The organism is Prevotella melaninogenica (assembly GCF_013267595.1).
GTDB classification, from domain to species: domain Bacteria; phylum Bacteroidota; class Bacteroidia; order Bacteroidales; family Bacteroidaceae; genus Prevotella; species Prevotella melaninogenica_D.
The window spans coordinates 1,162,456-1,184,181 of record NZ_CP054010.1 but is presented as its reverse complement, the minus strand read 5'-3'; the positions used below and the strand labels follow the sequence as shown (position 1 = coordinate 1,184,181).

Annotated in this window: 16 protein-coding genes; 10 read left to right on the top strand and 6 right to left on the bottom strand. The window is 42.7% G+C overall.

What is annotated here, in order from left to right; all coding sequences use genetic code 11:
- Positions 1 to 15: 15 nt before the first annotated feature.
- Together FIU21_RS04315 and FIU21_RS04310 are read right to left on the bottom strand one after the other, a co-directional pair.
- Entirely contained in the window at positions 16 to 2,133 is a 2,118-nt protein-coding gene (locus FIU21_RS04315; protein ID WP_004360658.1) for a TonB-dependent receptor, read from the bottom strand.
- Between the two features lie 131 nt (positions 2,134 to 2,264).
- Entirely contained in the window at positions 2,265 to 2,585 is a 321-nt protein-coding gene (locus FIU21_RS04310; RefSeq protein WP_036886497.1) for a hypothetical protein, read from the bottom strand.
- Positions 2,586 to 3,414: 829 nt separating this feature from the next.
- Between FIU21_RS04310 and FIU21_RS04305 the strand changes: the two genes are divergently transcribed.
- The 9 genes from FIU21_RS04305 (at position 3,415) to rpiB (ending at position 15,962) form a co-directional block, all read left to right on the top strand.
- Positions 3,415 to 5,367: a hypothetical protein gene (locus FIU21_RS04305; protein ID WP_172891304.1), complete on the top strand. Its 1,953-nt coding sequence runs from the start codon at positions 3,415 to 3,417 to the stop codon at positions 5,365 to 5,367.
- Between the two features lie 457 nt (positions 5,368 to 5,824).
- Complete coding sequence (locus FIU21_RS04300) at positions 5,825 to 6,484, top strand: hypothetical protein (RefSeq protein ID WP_004360653.1); 660 nt, start codon at positions 5,825 to 5,827, stop codon at positions 6,482 to 6,484.
- A gap of 20 nt (positions 6,485 to 6,504) precedes the next feature.
- Positions 6,505 to 7,515: a hypothetical protein gene (locus tag FIU21_RS04295; RefSeq protein WP_004360651.1), complete on the top strand. Its 1,011-nt coding sequence runs from the start codon at positions 6,505 to 6,507 to the stop codon at positions 7,513 to 7,515.
- An 884-nt stretch (positions 7,516 to 8,399) separates the two neighbouring features.
- Entirely contained in the window at positions 8,400 to 9,491 is a 1,092-nt protein-coding gene (locus tag FIU21_RS04290; protein ID WP_004360648.1) for an aldose epimerase family protein, read from the top strand.
- Positions 9,492 to 9,533: 42 nt separating this feature from the next.
- Positions 9,534 to 10,817, top strand: a complete 1,284-nt coding sequence (locus FIU21_RS04285; RefSeq protein ID WP_004360646.1) for an MFS transporter — start codon at positions 9,534 to 9,536, stop codon at positions 10,815 to 10,817.
- A gap of 91 nt (positions 10,818 to 10,908) precedes the next feature.
- Entirely contained in the window at positions 10,909 to 12,069 is a 1,161-nt protein-coding gene (gene galK / locus FIU21_RS04280) for a galactokinase (protein WP_004360645.1), read from the top strand.
- A gap of 223 nt (positions 12,070 to 12,292) precedes the next feature.
- Positions 12,293 to 12,961, top strand: a complete 669-nt coding sequence (locus FIU21_RS04275) for an NUDIX hydrolase (protein ID WP_004360644.1) — start codon at positions 12,293 to 12,295, stop codon at positions 12,959 to 12,961.
- 474 nt (positions 12,962 to 13,435) lie between these two features.
- On the top strand, positions 13,436 to 15,451 hold the full coding sequence (locus FIU21_RS04270) for a transketolase family protein (RefSeq protein ID WP_004360643.1): 2,016 nt from the start codon (positions 13,436 to 13,438) through the stop codon (positions 15,449 to 15,451).
- A 64-nt stretch (positions 15,452 to 15,515) separates the two neighbouring features.
- Positions 15,516 to 15,962 (top strand): ribose 5-phosphate isomerase B, encoded by a 447-nt coding sequence (gene rpiB / locus FIU21_RS04265; RefSeq protein WP_004360642.1) that lies wholly within the window; start codon positions 15,516 to 15,518, stop codon positions 15,960 to 15,962.
- Positions 15,963 to 16,903: 941 nt separating this feature from the next.
- Here rpiB and pyk read toward each other — a convergent pair.
- The 4 genes from pyk to dinB all read right to left on the bottom strand — a co-directional run bounded on the left by pyk (position 16,904) and on the right by dinB (position 20,954).
- Positions 16,904 to 18,367, bottom strand: coding sequence for a pyruvate kinase (pyk, locus tag FIU21_RS04260; protein ID WP_004360641.1), 1,464 nt, complete (start codon positions 18,365 to 18,367; stop codon positions 16,904 to 16,906).
- Between the two features lie 20 nt (positions 18,368 to 18,387).
- Positions 18,388 to 18,732 (bottom strand): hypothetical protein, encoded by a 345-nt coding sequence (locus FIU21_RS13275; protein WP_036886494.1) that lies wholly within the window; start codon positions 18,730 to 18,732, stop codon positions 18,388 to 18,390.
- A gap of 22 nt (positions 18,733 to 18,754) precedes the next feature.
- Complete coding sequence (locus FIU21_RS04250) at positions 18,755 to 19,498, bottom strand: hypothetical protein (RefSeq protein ID WP_036886492.1); 744 nt, start codon at positions 19,496 to 19,498, stop codon at positions 18,755 to 18,757.
- A 355-nt stretch (positions 19,499 to 19,853) separates the two neighbouring features.
- Positions 19,854 to 20,954 (bottom strand): DNA polymerase IV, encoded by a 1,101-nt coding sequence (dinB, locus tag FIU21_RS04245; protein ID WP_004360638.1) that lies wholly within the window; start codon positions 20,952 to 20,954, stop codon positions 19,854 to 19,856.
- 150 nt (positions 20,955 to 21,104) lie between these two features.
- On the opposite strand from dinB, the gene FIU21_RS04240 reads away from it, so the two are divergent.
- Positions 21,105 to 21,725 (top strand): sugar transferase, encoded by a 621-nt coding sequence (locus FIU21_RS04240; RefSeq protein ID WP_004360637.1) that lies wholly within the window; start codon positions 21,105 to 21,107, stop codon positions 21,723 to 21,725.
- The last annotated feature ends 1 nt before the right edge of the window (position 21,726 follow it).

The window sequence follows — 21,726 nt, the reverse complement described above, 5'->3', positions numbered from 1 at the left end:
TTTTTATGTTTTTTGTTAGAAGTTCCATGTAATCATACAACGCACGTCACGACCCATATCATGGGCATAGTAGCGACTGCGATTAGTGTATTCCTTGTACTCGCGGTTAAGGATATTGTCGCCCATCAGTCCTACACGAAGCGACTGACCCTCACGCATTGGCACCGAGAAGTTGACTTCAAAGCCCATAAGATGATAGGCATCAGGACTGGTTGCAATGAGGTCTGTTGCCGGGTCGAAGCGTGTTTGCTTTGCCACAAAGCGATGACTTAACCCTATCTTAGGCGAGAATGCCTTGAAGAAAGGCAGCGACCACGTCAGCGAATGGGTCAGACGGAAGCTCGGAATATAAGGTAAATAAGCGTGAGAAGGCATCTCACGTGCCCAAATCATTGCCGTAACAAGATGATAATCGAGCGATGATAGTGGTCGGACATGGGCATCTAAGTCGACACCTTGGAAGAAAGCACGTGTCTGTCTGTACTGGAATACAGGATAAGCACCTGATACAACCGTGATATTCCGTCCTGTTGGCTGGTCGAAGATGTAGTTATTAATCCACTGAAGGTAGCCATCAAGCTGAACATCAAAGTACTTACTTGCATATTTCAATGAGGTTATCCACTTGTAACTCTGCTCTGAAAGGAGGGTTGAATCGCCCTTCACAAAGATACCAGAACTAAGTTCATTGCCATTACTATACAGTTCATAGACATGTGGGGCACGCCAAGCTACACCAAAATGGGAGGTCAATTTCAGTTGTTTATTGATGTGATAATGACCACCAAGACTATAAGTAAAGTTCGCAAAGTCACGCTTTCCGCCATATCTTCGTCCTGTCCAATCATAGCCATCAGCCTTTGTTTGCTGTCCATCGAAGCGCACTCCAGCCTCCATTCCCCATCGATCAGCAGTGTATTTCTGCAGCGCATAGAGTCCGAAAGCTACCTCCGTGTAATTCGGAATGATAGGAACAACACCCGTTCCACGCTCGTTCGTATTGTCGGTTATCAGCAGTTGCGCTCCTGCTTCACTCTTCCAATGCTGATAACCCTTGTTCCAAACGAGTGAGTTCTGCAACGAATTCAAGTGCAAACTGACGGTAGGAATGTCCGAATGGTTCAGACGTCGGATGCGGTTTTCGCGTCGATTGTCCTGCTGGAAGGTTGATTGAAAAGCGAAATGTCCTATCTTTTCGTGATCAAAAAACGCCTTAAAATAGACATTATGATGAGTTATCTGCTGAAAAGGATAGTCTATATGGCGACTGAAAGGGGTAAAATCGACTGGCTGACCGAGTCTGATACGCTCTTGTAACAGCTGTTCGTTACCCATCTGTGCACTCTGCATAACACCTAATTTCTGTGCAAACAGACTATAACCTGTTTCTAATCGCCACGCTCCACGTCTATAACCTAAGGCGAGGGATAGGTCGTTTTCACGCATTCCGGTATTGTTTAGCAGGTAATGAGCCGTACTTCTGTCGCCTCCATTCTCGGTATTCAGATGTAAACGCCATGCCCAGTCGCCATGCCACTTAAAGCTATTTTCAACATAACCTGAGACTCCAAAGCGTCTGCCATTGGTGCCATAAAGTCCCGCTACCATACCGTGAAGACCACTGACGTCATAAGGTAAGGGGGAAGGTTGCATAAGCACAATACCGCCAAGAGCCTCTGAACCATATCTTACAGCATCTGCTCCTTTCACCACTTCGATGTTACTATAACTGTTTTTATCTACTTCTGGGGCATGATCTGCACCCCATTGCTGACCTGTCAAACGTGCACCATTGCTCACCAAGAGTATGCGATTGCCATACATTCCATGTATCACAGGCTTTGAAACAATTGTTCCTGTCTGGATAGAGCTTATACCACTGACCCCCTCAAGCAATGAACCCAAGGAGCGTCCCATAGCATTTGTAATGGCGGTTTGATTAATTTGACTGCCTATTTGGTTTACACTCATCATCTGGCGACGAGTAGAAACCACAACTTCACTTAGGCAAATGGAATCATGAGTAGGCTTAGTGGTATTCTCATGCTGTGCAGCTAACGGCATAGACCAACACAGCAATGCGAATAAAACACCTGCCCACTGATGCCTGTCTAATTTTAAATTAAGCATCATAGACTAAATATTAAATGTCAATAGACGGCTCTTTCGCCCCCTTAAATGGGCAAAGAACCTATGAAAAGTTTGTCATACGGACATGTATGCACACCTTAGTGCGCACCTATCCCATATAAATAAGGTGATGATTAGCCCACTGTCGGAGGCGAATGGCTATTGATTGAGACAACAGCCTGATAGACAGTTTGTTCTGTAAATATACGTTTTGGAACCCAACTTATCGCTACAACAGGCTGGAAAACTGTTGCTTTAGCTTCGACAGACTCGTGCATTGTGAAGTCACAAGTGTTACAAACCTGCTTCAACGAAGCATTATGGCTTACAGAAGCCTTGTCTGAACCGTGATAAGAAGTGTTATGATAATGGAAATCTTTGAGCAAAAGCATAGAAGTGAACACAAAAAGAAGTGTCCACGCATAGATAAGTTTTATCGTTGTCTTTTGCTTCATCTATTTCCAATATGCGGCATGTAAGTGAGTTGTTACTCATGCCTTAAATGAATTTTGGGGATAAAATTACAAAAAAAACAGCAGGTATTTCTCCACAACCTATTTATTTTTGCGATTTTAAACATAGTTAACACAAAAACTACTTAGTAGTTCTGCAGTCACTTTATAAACAAGAGGGGTTCGTCTGTTAAATTCATAGAGTAGAGATAGGGTAAAGATTTATACGCTTGTAGGGTATTAATATCTCAAATGACTTGGTCTTACAAAGGAGGATAAACTAAAAGATAAAATGCAAATAGATATTAAACCTATCCGTCTTCTGCAAACAACTGGTTCCCATATATTGATATTTGTAAACTATTTTCATACAATTCAAAACCAATACATGCTCTTTTGGCTTCTAAAAGATGCCTAATTGACTTGCAAGAGGTGCCCTTTTGAGGTCTAACTAACGCCCTTTTGAAGTCCAATTGGGCACCTTTTCTAATACTACTTTATAACTAATTGATTTACTGTTGGTTGCAAACACGCTTTTTATATGTGTTTTTATCCTTATTTATAGGGGTTTTATTTGAATTTATGTAATGATTTTTCAAAGCCTTATCGCTGGATTTTCGAGTATCAAAAAGAAAAAGGGTTCAGTGTCGGAAGATAAGAAAAAAACAGATAGTGAGAACAAAAATAATAACAAATACTTGCTTATTAATGTAGAAAAACGTAAATTTGCCACATAACTAACTTTAACAATAACAAATGATTCGTGTTATTCGAGAAATTCGTAGTCGCTAATCATAAAGTTCAATGTTCAAACCTCAAAGTTCAAAGTTCTATGCTCAACGTTCAAAGAATTAAAAAGTTCAACTTTAAACAACCTATTTACCTTGTCGCAACACTCCTCTCTATAACACTTCTTGGCAGTAGTTTCAGAAGTGGTAAGACTGATGTGTACGAGATGCCAGACAGCATTCAGATGGCTATCGACTCCATAAACAAGCATGGTATATTTGCCTCTACCTACGTACTCGGTCCAGAGCATCACCGATCAAAACAATATAATTATGCTGATTGGCTGCGCCGTCACGCCACACCAGACCAATTAGCCGAGATAGCTAAGACAAATCCTAATCCTGCCACACGTCTTTGGGCTTTCAGAATCTTGTTAGAGAAACCTAACAAGCAAGTCTATGATGTCCTGAAAGCAACTATCAACGACACCACAGAGACTGAGCAGATGAGTTATTGTTTCTATAGCAAGGAACCTTATAACCTCAGAGCTTTCTCCCTCTACTATTTTGATCAAGTGAATAGTCAGACACCAGAAATGCAAGAGGCGATTGATAGTTTAGCTTTCTTCGACTATATGAAGCGTTATGGATATTCCTATGGAATACTCGAACACTTCAAACCCAGACAGAAATACTATGCAGCTGTAGTCGAAGCTGCCGACAACGGACAGGTAGAAGTCCTGCCATTGCTCATCAAATATAAGAATCCTAACGACTTACAGCACATCCGTAAGTTGCTGCAAGCTGACTTTGAGGAGAACAAGCGACTGACATACGATACCCGTGAAATCCTCGAAGAATGGGGCAAACCAGACTTTGAAGAATACGCAAAAAGCGTTTGTCAAGCCGTTATTGGCAAACCAGATTACTTTAGCGTAGAGGATTATTTCCCTCTTCTTTGGCAATATCCTGCGCCTTGGAGCTATCAACTTCTCGACAATATCCTTTCTGGTAAAGACAGATATAGTAACATTCGCGAAATAAAGAAACACTTTATACAGTATGCAAAGGAAGGACCTATCCCTCCGATTTTCCAACCGCTGTACGACAGATATCTAAAGGAAAGACGTACTGTCAGAAGTGGAAGACCACAAACGGAAGAGTCGCTTAAAACGCTTGCAATGGCTCTTGACGCCTTAAACAAAGAAACTTTCTTTTCTGAGGATGAGACTGTAGGGCACGATAGTTATTATCGTTTAATGCAATTTGACTATGCTGACTCATTGCGCTACAATGCTACAAGCGACCAGTTGGCTGAGCTTGCCCAAACAAGTCCTTCGCGCATCACACGCCTTTGGGCATTCAAAATCCTGTTGGAGAAACCCAATGGGCAAATATTCAACATTCTTAAACAGGCTATAAACGACACAACAAAAGTAAACTGTATATCCAGCTCTGAAGAAGAATTCAAAGTTCCCTTCCACCGTTCTATTCTCAGCGTCTACTATAGTAACGTAGACGAGGACCTGCCTGAACAACAGCAAGCAGCCATTGACAGCTTAGTGTTCTTTGATTATATGAAAAAATATGGATATAAAAAAGGGTTCCTTCATGACCTCCAACCACTCAAATCCTATTACCCAACCATCATCAAAGAGGCTGACAAAGGCAATGACGAGGTTTTGATGTTCCTCGCTCGATACAAGAACAAGAACGATATCGCCCGAATCAATAAGTTTCTGAAGCGCGATTTGAAGAAGAATGGGCGAATGACCAACGAATCTTATTGGCTTCTTAAGGCGTGGGATAAGCCAGACTTTGAATGGTATGTAAAGACCATCTGCCAAGCTGCAGCCAAAAAGAAGACACATTACGGTGAAACTCGTTACATCAGCCTCCTTTGGAGCTACCCTGCACCGTGGAGCTATGACATTCTTAAAGATATGATTTCCCAAGAAGAAAAATACAAGAACTTCTCAGATATAAAGGCTTTTCTTCAACAACAAGCGAAACAGGGAACGTTTCCTCAAGTCTTCCGACCGCTGATTGAGAAATAAGTGAAGTCTTATTCTCACAAAAAACATTACTCTTCTTTTAAGCTATCACACGTATGATTGTAAACTTTTTTCACATCCTCATCAACCAATACATGCTCTTTTGGCTTCTAAAAGATGCCTAATTGACTTGCAAGAGGTGCCCTTTTGAGGTCTAACTAACGCCCTTTTGAAGTCCAATTAGGCACCTTTTCTGATGCTACTTTATAACTAACTGATTTCCTGTTGGTTACAAACACGCTTTTTATATGTGTTTTTATCCTTATTTATAGGGGTTTTACTTAAATTTGTGTAATGATTTTTCAAAGCGTTATCCACCACTTCAAAGGAGTATGAGAAAAGGCTCTTCTATATCAGAGGATGAGAAAAGAATAAATAGTGAGAACTACAAAAAACATAACAAATACTTGCTTATTAATGTAGAAAAGCGTAAATTTGCTCCATAACTAACTTTAACAATATGCAAAAACCGCAATGGAATAGGATAAAAGACTTTGTTCAACGCAAAGAACTATCGCTTGCAATGGGCTTACACCTTAGTGCAATATTCCTCTGTGGGCTGATTTATATTCTGCTACCCGAAGACGTACACCTGCGCTGGGGACTGACTTACATACCTATTTGGGCTGCTCTTCTGTCACCGATTGCACTGATGATTGCTGCACGGAAAAGCAAAAGGAAGTTGGTGATACGCCTCTATAGTGCGCTGATAGGCATTGGACTTTGGCTACTTGCCATTTTCCTTCAAGTCATAGGGGGCGACATTTTTCTCCCCCCCACCTGCTTCTGTAAAGACGGTGAGTACCTCGTAAGGCGAGAGTACGACTTCTTTGACAACAACTTGATAGGTGTTTATAAAGTTAACGGACTAACAGAAAAGAGAATATCATTCTATAGCTACAGCTGTCCCGACTCTATCAAGGTTTACGATTCATTGAATGTCATCGCTTTTTACTGCCCTTCCGAAATACAGGAAGACCCATGGCCCAGCGACACCATTGCCCCTATCCGTGTCATCGAACAGCTTCGTGACTACGAAATAGATTCTGAACGGAGGAAGAAGATAGAACAACTTGCCCACCGACTTAACGCCCGACTCGGCTATACACTAAATGAATAAAACAAGAAAAAGATATAATAATGAACTACTTAGTACTTAAACAACGTATTTATCTTGTCATATCAGTCCTCACACTGATAGTTTTAGGCAGTGGCTATGGCTCTTGCACAAAGGTTTCAGATAGGTTATCTGATAGTGCTATGGTGGCACTCGATTCCTTCCACCACTGCCAGTATATGGCATTTTCGAGGGGTATCGGTATGGCAGGGAGGCGGTCAGAGCAGTTTGATTATGCCGATCAGCTCCGCCGTCACACAACGGTAGAACAGTTAGTGGAGATTGCCAATACCGATACTTCACGCATAACAAGGCTCTGGGCATACAGGATTCTACTGAAAAAAGCTGACAAACAAGTATTTGACATATTGAAGCAGGCATTAAAAGATACGACACACGTAGAGTTGATGTCTGGCTGTAGCAGGTTTGAAGAACCTTACAATCGCGCTGCTATCTCTATCTATAGGTACGATAGCTACGAACTTAAACTACCCAACCAGTTGTGTTTCTCCCTTGACAGCCTCGTCTTTTTCGATTATATGAAGCCCTGTGGCTTTGAGAGAGGATTGCTCATGGACTTCAAACCCCACAAGATTTATTATGCCACAGTCATCGAAGAAGCCAACAAAGGGAATGATGCTATCCTCCCTCTCCTCGCTCAATACAAGAATCCCAATGACCGACAGCGTATCAACAAGTTGTTGAAAGCCCTTCTAAAGGAAGATGGTATATGCTCCGATGAGGCATGTGAAGCTATCAGTAATTGGAACGACCCTGCCTTTGAGTGGTATGCTAAGGCTGCTTGTCAAGCTACTATCAAACAAGAAGACTATGATGCTGATGAGGTCCTCCAACTTCTTTGCGCCTACCCTGCCCCTTGGAGCTATCAAATACTTAAAAAACTGCTCACTCAGAAAGGGGATTACAGCAACAGCGACACAGCTAAGGATTATCTTACAGAGCTATATAAAACGCGCCCCGTTCCCCCTATTTTCAAACCATTATATGATAGGTATGTGGCAAGAAAGAAGTAAGGCGTAAACCTTCTTGCCTCACAATGCACATGGTATTTACCTTTGTGATTACGCTTCAGAAGTTTAGAGAGATAAGGAGGCAGCCTAAATTTATGACTCTGACAAAGTCTCACACAGAGTCACGGAGGGGACGGAGGATTATTAAATACAAAGCAATGGAAGTCACGGAGACACCGCTGGTGTGTGAAGCTACGGAGATAGTTTGCCAATTTTATTAGCAATTTATATGTAAAGCGTTTACCCCAAAGGGCATCAGGAGGCTGTACACTACACCTCTGTCCCTCGTTGTGCCATTCGCACCTCCGTAACATTACCCTTACCTCCGTCCCCTCCGTAACTCTGTGTGACTTATTACATAAGAGTTTTAGTTGATTACTCCATATCTCGGAAGAACCAAGAAAGGAACCAAGCCCACATCCATATTGTAAAGAAAAATCACAACCCGAAATTTTATTGGTGCTTAATTGCGCTTGAATTAGGGCTTAATTGGCTTGCAAAAGATGCCCTTTTGAGGTCTAACTAACGCCCTTTTGAAGTCCAATTAGGCACCTTTCACAACACTATTTTTCAACTACCTGATTCCTTGATAGTTACAAGAGTGATCGAAAACGCCATTTTTAACCATTTAAAACCACAAAACAAAGATATTTTGTAAATATATTTCATTATTCATCTCACACATTTATCAAGGACTTTTTCACTATCTAACAGCTGAAAAGAAATGCAAACAAAAAACATTTAGAACTCACTTAAATATACAAATAGCTGTTATGTTAATTGTTTTTAACACACCATACCCTATTATTTTCAAAGTTAAGTTTGCAGTTATCGTTTATTTTTATTTACTTTGCAGGTCTTGAAACAGTAACTAAAAACAGAACATCATGGTAAATACCGAAGAGACACACTACGCGTGTGGACTGAAAAAAGAAGACTTCCAGACGACAATAGGCGGTAAGAAAACCGATCTTTATGTACTCAGAAATGCCAAGGGCAATGAGGTTGCAGTCACTAATTACGGTGGTGCGATTGTTGCTATTATGGTTCCTGACAAAGAAGGTAAATTAGCAAATGTCATTCAAGGACATGACAATATACAAGAGGTTATCTCCTCACCAGAACCTTATCTTTCAACCCTTATTGGCCGTTATGGCAACCGTATTGCTAAAGGTCGTTTCCAGTTGAACGGAAAGGAGTATAAACTTGCCATTAATAATGGTCCTAACTCTCTGCATGGAGGTAAGGAGGGCTTTAACGCAAAGGTATGGGATGCTGTACAAGTTAACGACCACGCCGTTGTTTTGAAATATACTTCTTCATACGGTGAAGAAGGCTACACAGGCGAGGTTGAAGTCTGGGTAGCCTATTCATTCTCTGATAACGACGAACTCATTATCAAGTATTCTGCAAAGACAAACAAGAAAACTATTATCAATCTTACCAGTCATGGATTCTTCTCTTTGGCAGGTATTGCTAATCCTACACCAACAATTGACGACTTAGAATGCCAGATAAACGCAGACTTCTATCTTCCTATTGACGAAACATCCATCCCAACAGGTGAGATTTTGAAGGTAGCTGGTACTCCATTCGACTTCCGTGAACCAAAGGCAGTAGGTCAGCATATCGACGCTGACCACGAACAGATTAAGAATGGTGCGGGTTACGACCACTGTTTCGTACTGAATAAGAAGGAAGAAGGCGAGCTATCATTCGCTGCACGCATCAAAGAACCAAAGAGTGGCAGAACAATGGAGGTGTATACAACAGAGCCAGGTGTTCAGGTATATACCCATAACTGGGCTGACGGCTATAAGGGACAGCATGGTGCAACCTTCCCACGTCGCAGTGCTATCTGCTTCGAGGCACAGCACTTCCCAGACAGTCCAAACCATCCTTATTTCCCTTCAGTCATCTTAGAGCCATGTAAGGACTACACACAGAGAACGATTTATAAGTTCGATGTAGAGAAATAAGCATCTAAAAAGGAAATAATAAATAAAAATTGAAATATCAAAATGGAAAATCAAACTAACAAGAAAGGAACCTTGGTGGCTATTATCACCATGATGTTCTTATTTGCGATGATCTCTTTCGTAACCAACATGGCGGCGCCATTTGGTACAATTTGGAAGCAGCACTATGAGTGGGCTGGTATGATGGGTAACATGATGAACTTCTTGGCTTACCTCTTCATGGGTATTCCAGCAGGTATGATGATTACAAAATACGGATATAAGAAGACTGCTCTTGTTGCCTTAGCACTTGGTTTCATCGGTATTGCCATCCAATATGGTTCAAGTAGAATGGACGGAAACGAAATCGGCACATACGTAGTTTACCTTGTTGGTGCCTTTGTTTGCGGTTTCTGCGTTTGTATCTTGAACACCGTTGTAAACCCAATGTTGAACCTTCTTGGCGGTGGTGGTAACCGTGGTAACCAGCTGATTCAAACAGGTGGTTCGTTGAACTCACTCGCAGCAACGCTGACTCCAATGCTCGCAGGTTCTATGATTGGTGAGATTACAAAGGAAACATCACTCAAGGCAGTAACTCCATTGTTGTTGATTGCGTTAGTTATCTTTGCAGCTTCATTCGTTATCGTTTGGTTTACACAGTTGACAGAGCCAGAAACAGAGAAGACAGACGTCGTTGGTGGTATCAAGGAGGCTTTACGTTATCGTCAGTTGTTGCTCGGTATCATTGCTATCTTCTTCTACGTAGGTGTTGAAGTTGGTATTCCTGGTCAGCTCTTTTTCTACCTCAGTGAGCCAGTTGCAAAGGGCGGTGTACTTGGTAGTGCAGCAACAGCAGGTCTGATTGCAGGTGTTTATTGGATGTTGATGCTCGTAGGTCGCTTCGTTAGTGCCTTCATCAGCGGTAAGGTATCATCTCGTATGCAGTTGACCGTAACCTCAGCAGTAGCCCTCCTCCTCTTGCTCGTGGCTATCTTCATGCCAGAGGATGTAAAGATGAGCCTTTCAATTCCTAACCTTGCAGAGAGCACATTCGACCAGGTAGAGGTCCCAACAAAGGTATTGTTCATCATCCTTTGTGGTATCTGTACATCAGTTATGTGGGGTGTTATCTTCAACCTCGCTACCGAAGGCCTTGGTAAATACACAGCAACAGCTTCTGGTCTCTTCATGACCATGGTTGTTGGTGGTGGTGTAATGCCATTGATTCAGAACCTTATGGCAACAAAGGTAGGCGACATTCAGAGCTACTGGCTCATCGTTGGTATGTTGGCTTACATGCTTTTCTACGCATTAGTAGGCTCACATCCTTCAAAGAAGGCGTAAAACATACATCTTTATAATGGCAGGCATTACGCTTGCCATTATAAAGAGATATATACATAAAACCCTAACTATCATTCAAAACATTACTAACATGGACATAGAATTCGTAAGAAGCCGTTTTATTAAGCATTTCGACGGCAAAACTGGAAACATTTATTTCTCACCAGGACGTATTAACCTTATTGGCGAACACACTGATTATAATGGTGGTTTCGTATTCCCAGGTGCAGTAGACAAGGGCATTATGGCAGAGGTTCGTCCTAATGGTACAAACACTGTTATGTGCTACTCTATCGACCTCAAGGACCGTGTAGAGTTCAAAGTTGACGACCCAGAGGGTCCACGCGCTACATGGGCACGCTTCATTTATGGTATGGTACAGGAGTTCAAGGCACTTGGTGTTGACGTAAAGGGTTTCAACATTGCTTTTGCTGGTGACGTTCCTCTCGGTGCAGGTATGAGTTCATCTGCTGCTATGGAGAGCTGTTTCGGATGCGCATTGAACGACTTGTTTGCTGATAATAAGATATCAAAGTGGGACATCGTACTCGCTGGTCAGGCTACAGAACACAAGTATATCGGTGTAAACTGTGGTATCATGGACCAGTTTGCAAGCGTCTTCGGTCAGGAAGGTAAGCTGATGCGCCTTGACTGCCGCAGCCGTGAATTCGAGTATTTCCCATTCAATCCACAGGGTTATAAGCTCGTTCTTGTCAACTCAAAGGTTAAGCACGAACTTGTTGGTAGCCCATATAACGATCGTCGCAGAAGCTGTGAGAACGTTGTTGCAGCTGTTGCGAAGCAGTTCCCAGACAAGAAATTCGAGACATTGCGTGATGTCAATGAGGAAGAATTAGAGGCTGTTAAGGACAAGGTAAGTGCTGAGGACTACCAGCGTGCACACTTCGTTCTCGGTGAGAAGGAACGTGTTCTCGCTGTCTGTGACGCACTTGTTGCTGGTGACTATGAGACAGTTGGTCAGAAGATGTATGAAACACATCACGGACTTAGCAAGGAATATGAGGTAAGCTGCGAAGAGCTCGACTTCCTCAACGACGTTGCTAAAGAGAATGGCGTAACTGGTTCCCGCATCATGGGTGGTGGCTTCGGTGGTTGTACCATCAACCTCGTTAAGGATGAGTTGTATGACAAGTTCATTGCTGACGCAACAGAGAAGTTCACAGCAAAGTATGGTCATGCCCCAGAAGTCTATCCTGTGGTTATCAGTGAAGGTTCTCACAAGGTTTGCTAAGAACATAATGGTATCTAACGAGGTGCTATTTTCATCGATATTTAATTAGTATAAGGGCTGGATTCAACATAAGAAGTTCAGCCCTTAGCTAAAAATAAGCGTCATAAACACATGGAGTAATCCAACAGATGAAGACCTTTAAATCCCAATACACAACAAAAAAGATATTACTACCTAACCAAGAGATATTTACAAGTTTACATCTCATATCAAAACCTACAACATGAATAAATACTACAAAGGTGAACCCAAACTATTAGTTTCGGTCGACTGCATCGTACTCGGGTTCGAAAACAAAAAGCTACAGTTACTCGTTGGTAAGCGTAAGGTTGAACCATACAGCGGCAAACTATCTCTATACGGTGGATTCGTTAGAGAGAATGAGAGCTTGAAAGAGGCTGCCAACAGAGTTCTTTTCCAATGCACGGGCATCAATAACATCTATATGCGACAGGTGGGAGCCTTCGGTGAGACTGATCGTGACCCTGGTGATCGCGTTATCTCAATCGCTTATTGCGCCCTCATCAATGTGTCTGACTACGACCATAAGCTATTGGAAGAGAACGACCTACAGTGGGTTGACATCAACAAATTACCAGAGCTATATGGTGACCACATCGAAATGGTACAGATAGCATTGAGCCAACTCCGCAAACTCATCAATAAAGACCCACTCGGTTTCAACCTTCTCCCAGAACTCTTCACACTCACACAGCTTCAGAATGTCCACGAAGCGATTATGGGTGTTGAGATTGATAAACGCAACTTCCGTAAGCGTATCAAGCAAATCGACTTCATTGAGAAGACAAAGTATATTGATAAGATAACCAGCAAGCGCGGTGCAGCATTGTATCGCATCAACAAACAAGCCTATTCAGACGCCTCTCTATAATCCTTCATAAGAAGGCTAACGATAGAAGCGTTTAGCTAAGATAACACATAAAAAGGGTATATCGAATGTTAAAAGGTCACTGACAAACATTCTGATATACCCTTTTATCGTATTCCTATCCATCCTTTGCAGTCTCTCTTACGCCTGACCGTATACCTGATTACCCACAAGATGATTCGTATTAACGCCCCGCACCAGTTGTGCGAAGCTTCCGCACACTATGTGCGAAGCCTTAGCACCACTATAAAAGGTAACGATAACGACGTCATCCAACGCTGAAACAAGCTACTGCAAAAGGATGATGAATTACGATAAAACAGTCATAAAACAACCACTCATCAACCAATCGGAGCAAAGCAAATACTATGCTTTAGGCATTTTTGAATATTTTGGGGAAAATAGTAAGTTTATTATTTTGATGTCTCCATATTTATCTTTATATTTGCATTATAATTTCAAAAATCCTATCTATTTATGAATGACAAGCATTTGATGGACCAAGCAGCGGATAACATCAGAATTCTCGCAGTGTCAATGGTTGAAAAAGCTAAATCAGGACACCCTGGTGGCGCTATGGGCGGTGCCGACTTTATCAACGTTCTCTTCTCTGAATTTCTCGTCTTTGACCCAGATCAGCCTGAGTGGACTGGACGTGACCGATTCTATCTCGACCCAGGTCACATGTCACCAATGCTCTATGCAGCGTTAACACTCCAGAGAAAGTTCACAATTGACGATATAAAGCAATTCCGCCAGTGGGGTTCAATCACACCAGGTCATCCAGAGAGGGATATCGCACATGGCATAGAGAACTCTTCTGGTCCACTTGGACAAGGCCATGCCTACGCTGCCGGTGCAGCAGTTGCTGAGAAATTCCTTGAAGCACGACTTGGTCATACCATGATGCAACACAAGATTTATGCCTTTATCTCTGACGGTGGTGTCCAAGAAGGTATTAGTGCAGAGGTAGGACGATTGGCAGGAAACTTAGGACTCAACAATCTTATTATGTTCTATGACGCTAATAACATTCAGCTTTCTACTGAGTGTGGAGCGGTTATGGACGAAGATACTGGCATGAAATATCGTGCTTGGGGATGGAATGTGTTGGAGATTGATGGCAATAATCCAGACGCTATCCGTGAAGCACTTGTAGCTGCTAACAAGGAAGAAAGCCGCCCTACGCTTATCATCGGTAGGACTATTATGGCAAAAGGAGCATTGCAGGCTGACGGTAGTAGCTACGAAAACAGCATTAAAACACATGGCGCACCATTGGGTGGTGATGCCTATAGAAATACAGTAAAGAATCTTGGTGGTGACTTAGAAGACCCATTCAAGATTTTCCCAGAGGTTCAGAAGCTTTATGATGACCGTGCAGCAGAACTCAGAAAGATTGTTGCTGAGCGTCATGCAGCTGAAGCACAATGGGAAAAAGAGAACCCTGAGAAGGCAGCACAGATGCGTGAGTGGTTCTCTGGCAAGGCTCCAAAGATTGACTGGAGTGGCCTTGTACAAAAGCGCGACATTCCTACACGTAATGGTTCTGCAGCTTGTCTCGGTGTTATCGCAGAGCAAGTTCCTAACATGATCGTATCATCAGCCGACCTCAGCAACTCTGATAAGACAGATGGATTCCTTAACAAGACACACGCACTCACACGTGATGACTTCAGCGGAGCCTTCTTCCAGGCTGGTGTTAGCGAGTTGGCAATGGCATGTATGTGTATCGGTATGATGCTTCATGGTGGTGTCATCACTGCTATGGGAACCTTCTTCGTGTTCTCAGACTATATGAAACCGGCTATTCGCATGGCTGCTCTCATGCAGACTCCAGTTAAGTTTGTATGGAGTCATGACGCTTTCCGCGTTGGTGAGGATGGTCCTACACACGAGCCAGTAGAGCAGGAAGCACAGATTCGATTGATGGAGAAGTTGCAAAACCACGCTGGACAAGACTCTGTTCGTGTGCTTCGTCCTGCCGATAGTGATGCTGCAACCGTTTGCTGGCAGATGGCTATGGAGAACATGGATACGCCAACAGCACTCATCTTCTCACGTCAGAATGTGAATAGTCTACCAGAGGGAACAGACTATCAGCAGACTCGCAAGGGTGCATACATCGTAACAGGCTCTGACGAGCAGTTTGATGTTATCCTCGTTGCAAGCGGTTCTGAGGTTTCTACCTGCGTTGCTGGAGCTGAGTTGTTGCGTAAGGACGGCGTGAAGGTACGTGTCGTAAGCGCACCATCAGAGGGTCTCTTCCACCGTCAGAGTAAGGAGTATCAGGAGCAGATACTGCCAAGAGACGCTAAGATTTTCGGTCTAACAGCAGGTTTGCCAGTGACTATCGAGGGCTTAGTTGGTGCCAATGGAAAGGTATTCGGCCTTAACAGCTTCGGTTTCTCAGCACCTTACACAGTCTTGGATGAGAAGTTAGGCTTCACTCCTGAGAATGTTTACAAGCAAGTAAAAGCATTTTTAGCATAAACGTTTAACCTGAGTCTCTAAGTTCATCACCGAAGGCGGAGGCTCATAAAAACCTAAACAGCTTATGGAAATTAAGACAGTAGGAGTTGCCTGCGACCACGCGGGCTATCCATTAAAGCAATTCGTTATCCAGTATTTGGAAGAGCACAAGTATGCATATAAGGACTTTGGCTGTAATAGCGATTTAAGTTGCGACTATCCTGACTATGCTCACCCATTGGCTGAAGCCATTGAGAGTGGTGAAGTTTATCCTGGTATCGCTATCTGTGGTAGTGGTGAGGGTATGGCAATTGCACTTAACAAGCACCAAGGTGTACGCGCAGGTTTGGTATGGAACAAGGACGTTGCAGAGTTGACTCGTCAACATAATGATGCAAATGTTGCTGTACTTCCTGGCAGATTTATCGATAATAAGACAGCAGAAAAGATTCTCGATGCGTTCTTCAAAGCAAGCTTCGAGGGTGGCAGACACGAGCGTCGTGTTAAGAAGATTCCTGTTCAACAGGGCTAATCATAGCTTTGTCTGATTGAATAAGACAAACAAAAGATAAACAGTTAAGGTGTTCAGAGGATTCTGAACACCTTTCTTTTTTATCGTCATTAATGCCAACTCGGTAGGAAAAATCCTACACACAGCCATATTCATTCATATTATTCATTAGCTCCTACCCCTCTCTTATTTTTTTATTGCACATGTTATTTTCCCTTACAACAGGCATATCAGTCTATATCAAGGTAGATAAAACCTCCTTCAACTCCGTTCCTCTGTGTGGAATTTACCCCTCAAAGGCAAAGAAATATATTTACAAACCCTTCTAAGAAAAGGTAAGGAAATAGCTTAAAAGCATGTCCTTTCACCACCGCCGTAACTCTTTTGTTATCAAGTAGTTGTAAAGTAGGGTTTCAAAAGGTGCTTAATTGGACTCCAAAAGGGCGTTAGTAAGACTTCAAAAGGGCACCTATTGCAAGCCAATTAGGCGTTATTTGCAAGCCATTTAGTGGTCTTTAAAAAATCAGCATGTGAAAAATTCGGACAAAAGAGGATTCATCCGGAGTTTGAATGAATAGGGTCTGTCTTTACGTTTAGCACTTTAATCCCACTCGTTTATTAGACCACAATAGACCGCTTTCAGTTTAAGGAATAAAAAACAGAGCAACGCTAAGTTTCTGACTGTAAACTTAGAATTGCTCTGTGTGCCGTATTATATGATAGCTTTAGCTTATCACTCCCTATCTCGGAGGAACCTTATTTGTCTCAATAACAAAGATGTAGCAGACTATATCAAGCTAAAAAGCGAGATAAAGTGCCCATAAGAAGATGATAGAAGTTGAGAGACCATACCACACATAGTAGCAATAATGCGTATTGTAATCTACTAACCAGTTTGGCTTAAATAACCCCCACGCCTTCAATTTTACTTCATGTGACATTCACGCTGTGAGAAAACAGGGTTATTCCCCTTCCTCATCCGTGTTCACTTCTTCAGGGAGATGGAAGCGATACTTGCGTGCAAAGACATCACCCACCTTGTTAATCTCAAGGAAGGTAGTGCCACCACCTACGCCAAACGTACCAGAAAGATAAGCAATCTTATCCTCTAACTCAATGTAACCCTTCTGACGAAGCATGCGCAAGGCTGCTGTAAACATCTCCTCATTTGACTTATAACGATGCTGATAAACTGCAATAACACCGTAGCTAAGGTTCAACCAACGCTGTACCTTATCCTTGTAGCAGATAGCCAACACTGGGTGTGGACCACGGAAAGCAGCAAGATTACGAGCAGTCTGACCTGTCTCGCTATCGGTGATAATACCCTTTACACCCAACTGTTCAGTAGCCTCGATAGCACTTCTTGACAAGAACTCACGCTGATCATTCTGGTTGACCATCGGAACAGTTACATGTCCACGCTTATGTGCATCCTGCTCCGCAGCTTCAGCAATACGAGCCATTGTCTGTACAGCCTCAACAGGATACTTACCGCTTGCCGTCTCACCACTCAACATCAACGCATCGGTGTGGCTATAGATAGCATTCGCAATGTCAGTAACCTCAGCACGCGTAGGACGAGGATTGTTAATCATCGTGTGTAACATCTGAGTAGCCACGATAACAGGCTTCTTCTTCAAGATACACTTATTGATAATGCTACGCTGAATACCAGGAATCTGCTCGATAGGTACCTCAATACCCAAGTCACCACGTGCAATCATGATACCATAAGAAGCATCGATAATCTCGTCGATATTGTCTACACCCTCCTGATTCTCAATCTTTGAGATAATCTTAATATCAGAGTTATGCTCGTCAAGAATCTTCTGAACCTCACGAACATCAGCTGCTGAACGAACGAAAGAGTGAGCGATGAAGTCGATATCCTCCTCTATTGCCAACAAAATATTAGCCTTATCCTTCTCTGTTAAGGCAGGAAGTTCAATATGTTCACCAGGTACATTCACACTCTTTCGTGAGCCAAGATCACCTTCATTCTGCACCTGTGCGACTAACATTGGACCTGCACTCTCAACGATCAGCATATCCAATGCACCGTCATCAAAGAGAACGTGGTCGCCAACCTTCACATCACGAGCGAAGTCAGGGTAAGAAACATTGACAATATCCTTTGTTGAATCAACTTCAGGACGACCGAAAATCTTAACCATATCGCCCACCTTGTAATGAATAGGCTCATCCACAGCAGTGGTTCTCACCTCTGGTCCCTTGGTATCAATCAGCAAAGCCACATGCTGAGACACAGTACGTGTATTGCGAATAATCTCCTTAATACCTTCAGGACTTGCATGTGCCGTATTCATACGTACGACATTCATACCTGAGAAGAAAAGCTTTCTTAGGAAGTCAACATCACAGCGACGGTCGCTAATAGAACATACTATCTTTGTCTGTTTCATAAAATTGAGTGTGTTATTGTTTAATTTGACATTGCTGAGAAAATAATATATAAGAGTGATGACATGAGAATAACGAACAACAAGAAGCCAACAAAGATGATGGTTACTTTCTTTCCCAGTCCGCCCTTCGATGTTTTTGTCTCCATCGCAGGTCTGACTTGGCTTTGCGTGTTATCCCTTTCCACTTGTACATGGTTCACAGTGGCAGTTGTCTCAGCAGCACTACCACTTGGCGCACCCATCTGCGGGGTTGCAACCATCATACTCTCACCACAATAGGGGCAATTACATCTTAGCGTATTACCACCCTCCGACTCTATTACAAAGGGACGATGACAATGTTTACAGGCTATCTGAAATTGCATTTAAACCTCCTTTCGTCTGTTATTATCTTACGTCGTCAATGAGAATATGCCCATCTTGCGACAGCACCTTCACCTGACGATATTCCGTTTCACCATCTTGCGACAGTCTCACTTTATACCAATTATCATCAATAGCATCAACCTTTAGGTTGCGTTGAAGTTGATTAAAGTCTGGCTCTGTAGCCGTATTTCCAAAGGCACCCCACCACACAGTTGCCTCATCAACATCATAGTCATAAGAGCCTTGCGTGCCAAAGACCATTCGATGACAGTAATCTGTGAGGTAACGACTGTAGAAGTCTGCATCCGCATCCTCCGTAAGAACAGCTTTCTTATAGAATGACTCTAAGAATCTACAGATACCCTTTCGCTTCTCATCCTGTCGCTGCGCCTCAGCTTCTTGCGCCTCTATCTGCGCACGAACCTGCATCATAGAGTCAGCGTGTGCCTTGCGTTGTGCTTGAAGTTCTTGCTGAGCAGCTTCCTTCTGGTTGTTCCAATAAATGTAACCAAAGACTGCCAAGCCTCCTAAGATGAGAACTATCAAGATAGTAAGCAAGACTTTCAGCGTAGAGCCAGACCCTTTCTGCTCACCCTGACCCATAATAGGTTGTTGTACTGAAGGGGTAACAGGACTTGCCAACGTGGGCAAGTTAACAAGCAATGACTGTCCACAATAAGGACAATTGCAATGTATTTTATCATTGCCATCGGCCGTAATCATAAACGTGCGATTGCATTTATTACAAGTTACATTATACTGCATATGCTACCACTTCTTAAGAACAATGATTAGTGAGGACAAAGGGTTAACAACATCCCTAATAGTCTAACACGGTTTATCTTGTGCAAAATTAATAATTTTCTTCCATATTTGGAAATGTTTTAAGCAATAATATAAGGTCAATTTTACGAACAAATGCGAAACTTCTAATATAAGATTCTACAATAAGAAACTACTATCTACACTGCGTTTAGTGCTTAGCACCATTGGTGTTTAGCCTTAGCACACGATGTGCGGAGCATCAGCACACAATGTGCGCAGTATCCCTACCCCGCTTAAAAATAAGGAGAAAGGGACGTTAAGTTCACCATTGTAAATAGAAGATAGTACAAAACGATTACGTAACAAAGTCATTTTTTTCAAAAGGAAGCAATCCTTCTATCCATTGAGGGCGTATTTGTCCTTCTTTTTCATTCGTTTCAGGCGAAGAAACAGAGAGCCCCATCAAGCGGATAGGACGGTTATGATAGTCCGTATCTTTTAATAATTGCTTGGCAAGAGGGAGGATATTATCTTTCGTTCGGAGGATTTTATCCTGTGTAAGACTACGTGTTATCTGCGTTGTAGCATCCCACTTCAGTTTGAGTGTGAGGGTTCTACCCTTAAAATCTTTCGCTTTGATTCGTTCAACTAACTCCAAAGTGATGTGATAGAGTTCGATGATTATCTTCGATTCGATATGTAAATCTTCAAGAAAAGTGCGCTCACAGCCCACAGACTTACGCTCATAAGAAACGATGACAGGACGATTGTCAATGCCACGTGAGAAATTATAGTAGACATTACCCATCTTACCAAACACCTGCACAAGGTGTTCTCGCGATATTTCTCGTAGTTGTTCCCCCGTAAAGACACCCATACCGTGCATTCGCTCAGCCGTCTTTGGACCAACGCCCCATAGCTTCTCAACAGGGAGTTTACCGATAAAATCAAGCGCACGGTCGGGATGTACCGTGAAGATTCCATTTGGTTTGCGCATATCAGAGGCTATCTTAGCCAACAGTTTGTTGTAGCTTATTCCTGCAGAGGCAGTTAGCGAGGTGCGCTCGAATATCTTTTGCTTGATTTCTTTCGCTATGTCGACAGCCAGATCTATTCCTTTTTTATTCTCCGAAACATCAAGAAAAGCCTCATCCAGTGAGATTGGCTCAACCAAATCGGTGTATTCATGAAAGACAGCATGAATCTGTCGTGACACTTCTTTGTATCTATCGAAATGTGAAGAGACAACGATCAGTTGCGGACAACGCCTTTTCGCCTGCGCCATTGACATGGCAGAATGAACACCAAAAGGACGAGCTTCGTAGCTGGCAGTCGACACCACGCCACGTGGACCATCGAAACCGACAGCGATAGGCTTCCCTCTCAGTTCTGGATTGTCCCTTTGCTCAACCGAAGCAAAGAAAGCATCCATGTCAATGTGAATAATTTTACGCATGATAGTACCCTGTTCTCTATGCAAAGATACGGCTAAGAAGTGGAAAGATAAGGATTTCTGATTAATAAATAAATAAAAAAGCGTATCTTTGCAACAAAATAACAAAAATAGAGTTATAATAACTATACGGACCAAAGTACGAATAACCAAATGAGAGAAAACGAGAGTCATGATGCCATGGGAAAGCTTCAACGCTGTTTAAAGCGTGCTTTTGACATTGTTGGTGCGCTCATCGGACTTATCATCTGCTCTCCTCTATTTCTCCTCATCAGTATTCTTATTACTTATCAAAGCAATGGACCGATATTCTTCCGACAGATACGTATCGGATATAAAGGACGTCCGTTTGCTATCGTTAAGTTTCGTACAATGAGCAGTGTTGTGGAGGAAGAGGGTCCGCAACTTGTTACAAAATGTGACAGTTCGAACTCTACTCGATTGGAACAGTTCCTGCGTGGACATCACTTAGACGAACTACCACAACTATGGAATGTGCTCAGAGGTGACATGTCGTTCGTGGGTCCGCGCCCTGAACGTAAGTTCTTTATCGACAAGATTATCGAACAGACCGACCGCTATCAGCTCATCTATCAGATGCGACCGGGGCTTACTTCAGAGGCAACACTCTACAATGGTTATACCGATACGATGGAGAAAATGCTCCGACGAATGGAGATGGACATCCATTACTTGGAACATCGCACCTTGTGGTTGGACTTTACTATCGTCATTAAGACGGTTCTAAAAATTGTTACTGGAAAGAAATTCTAAA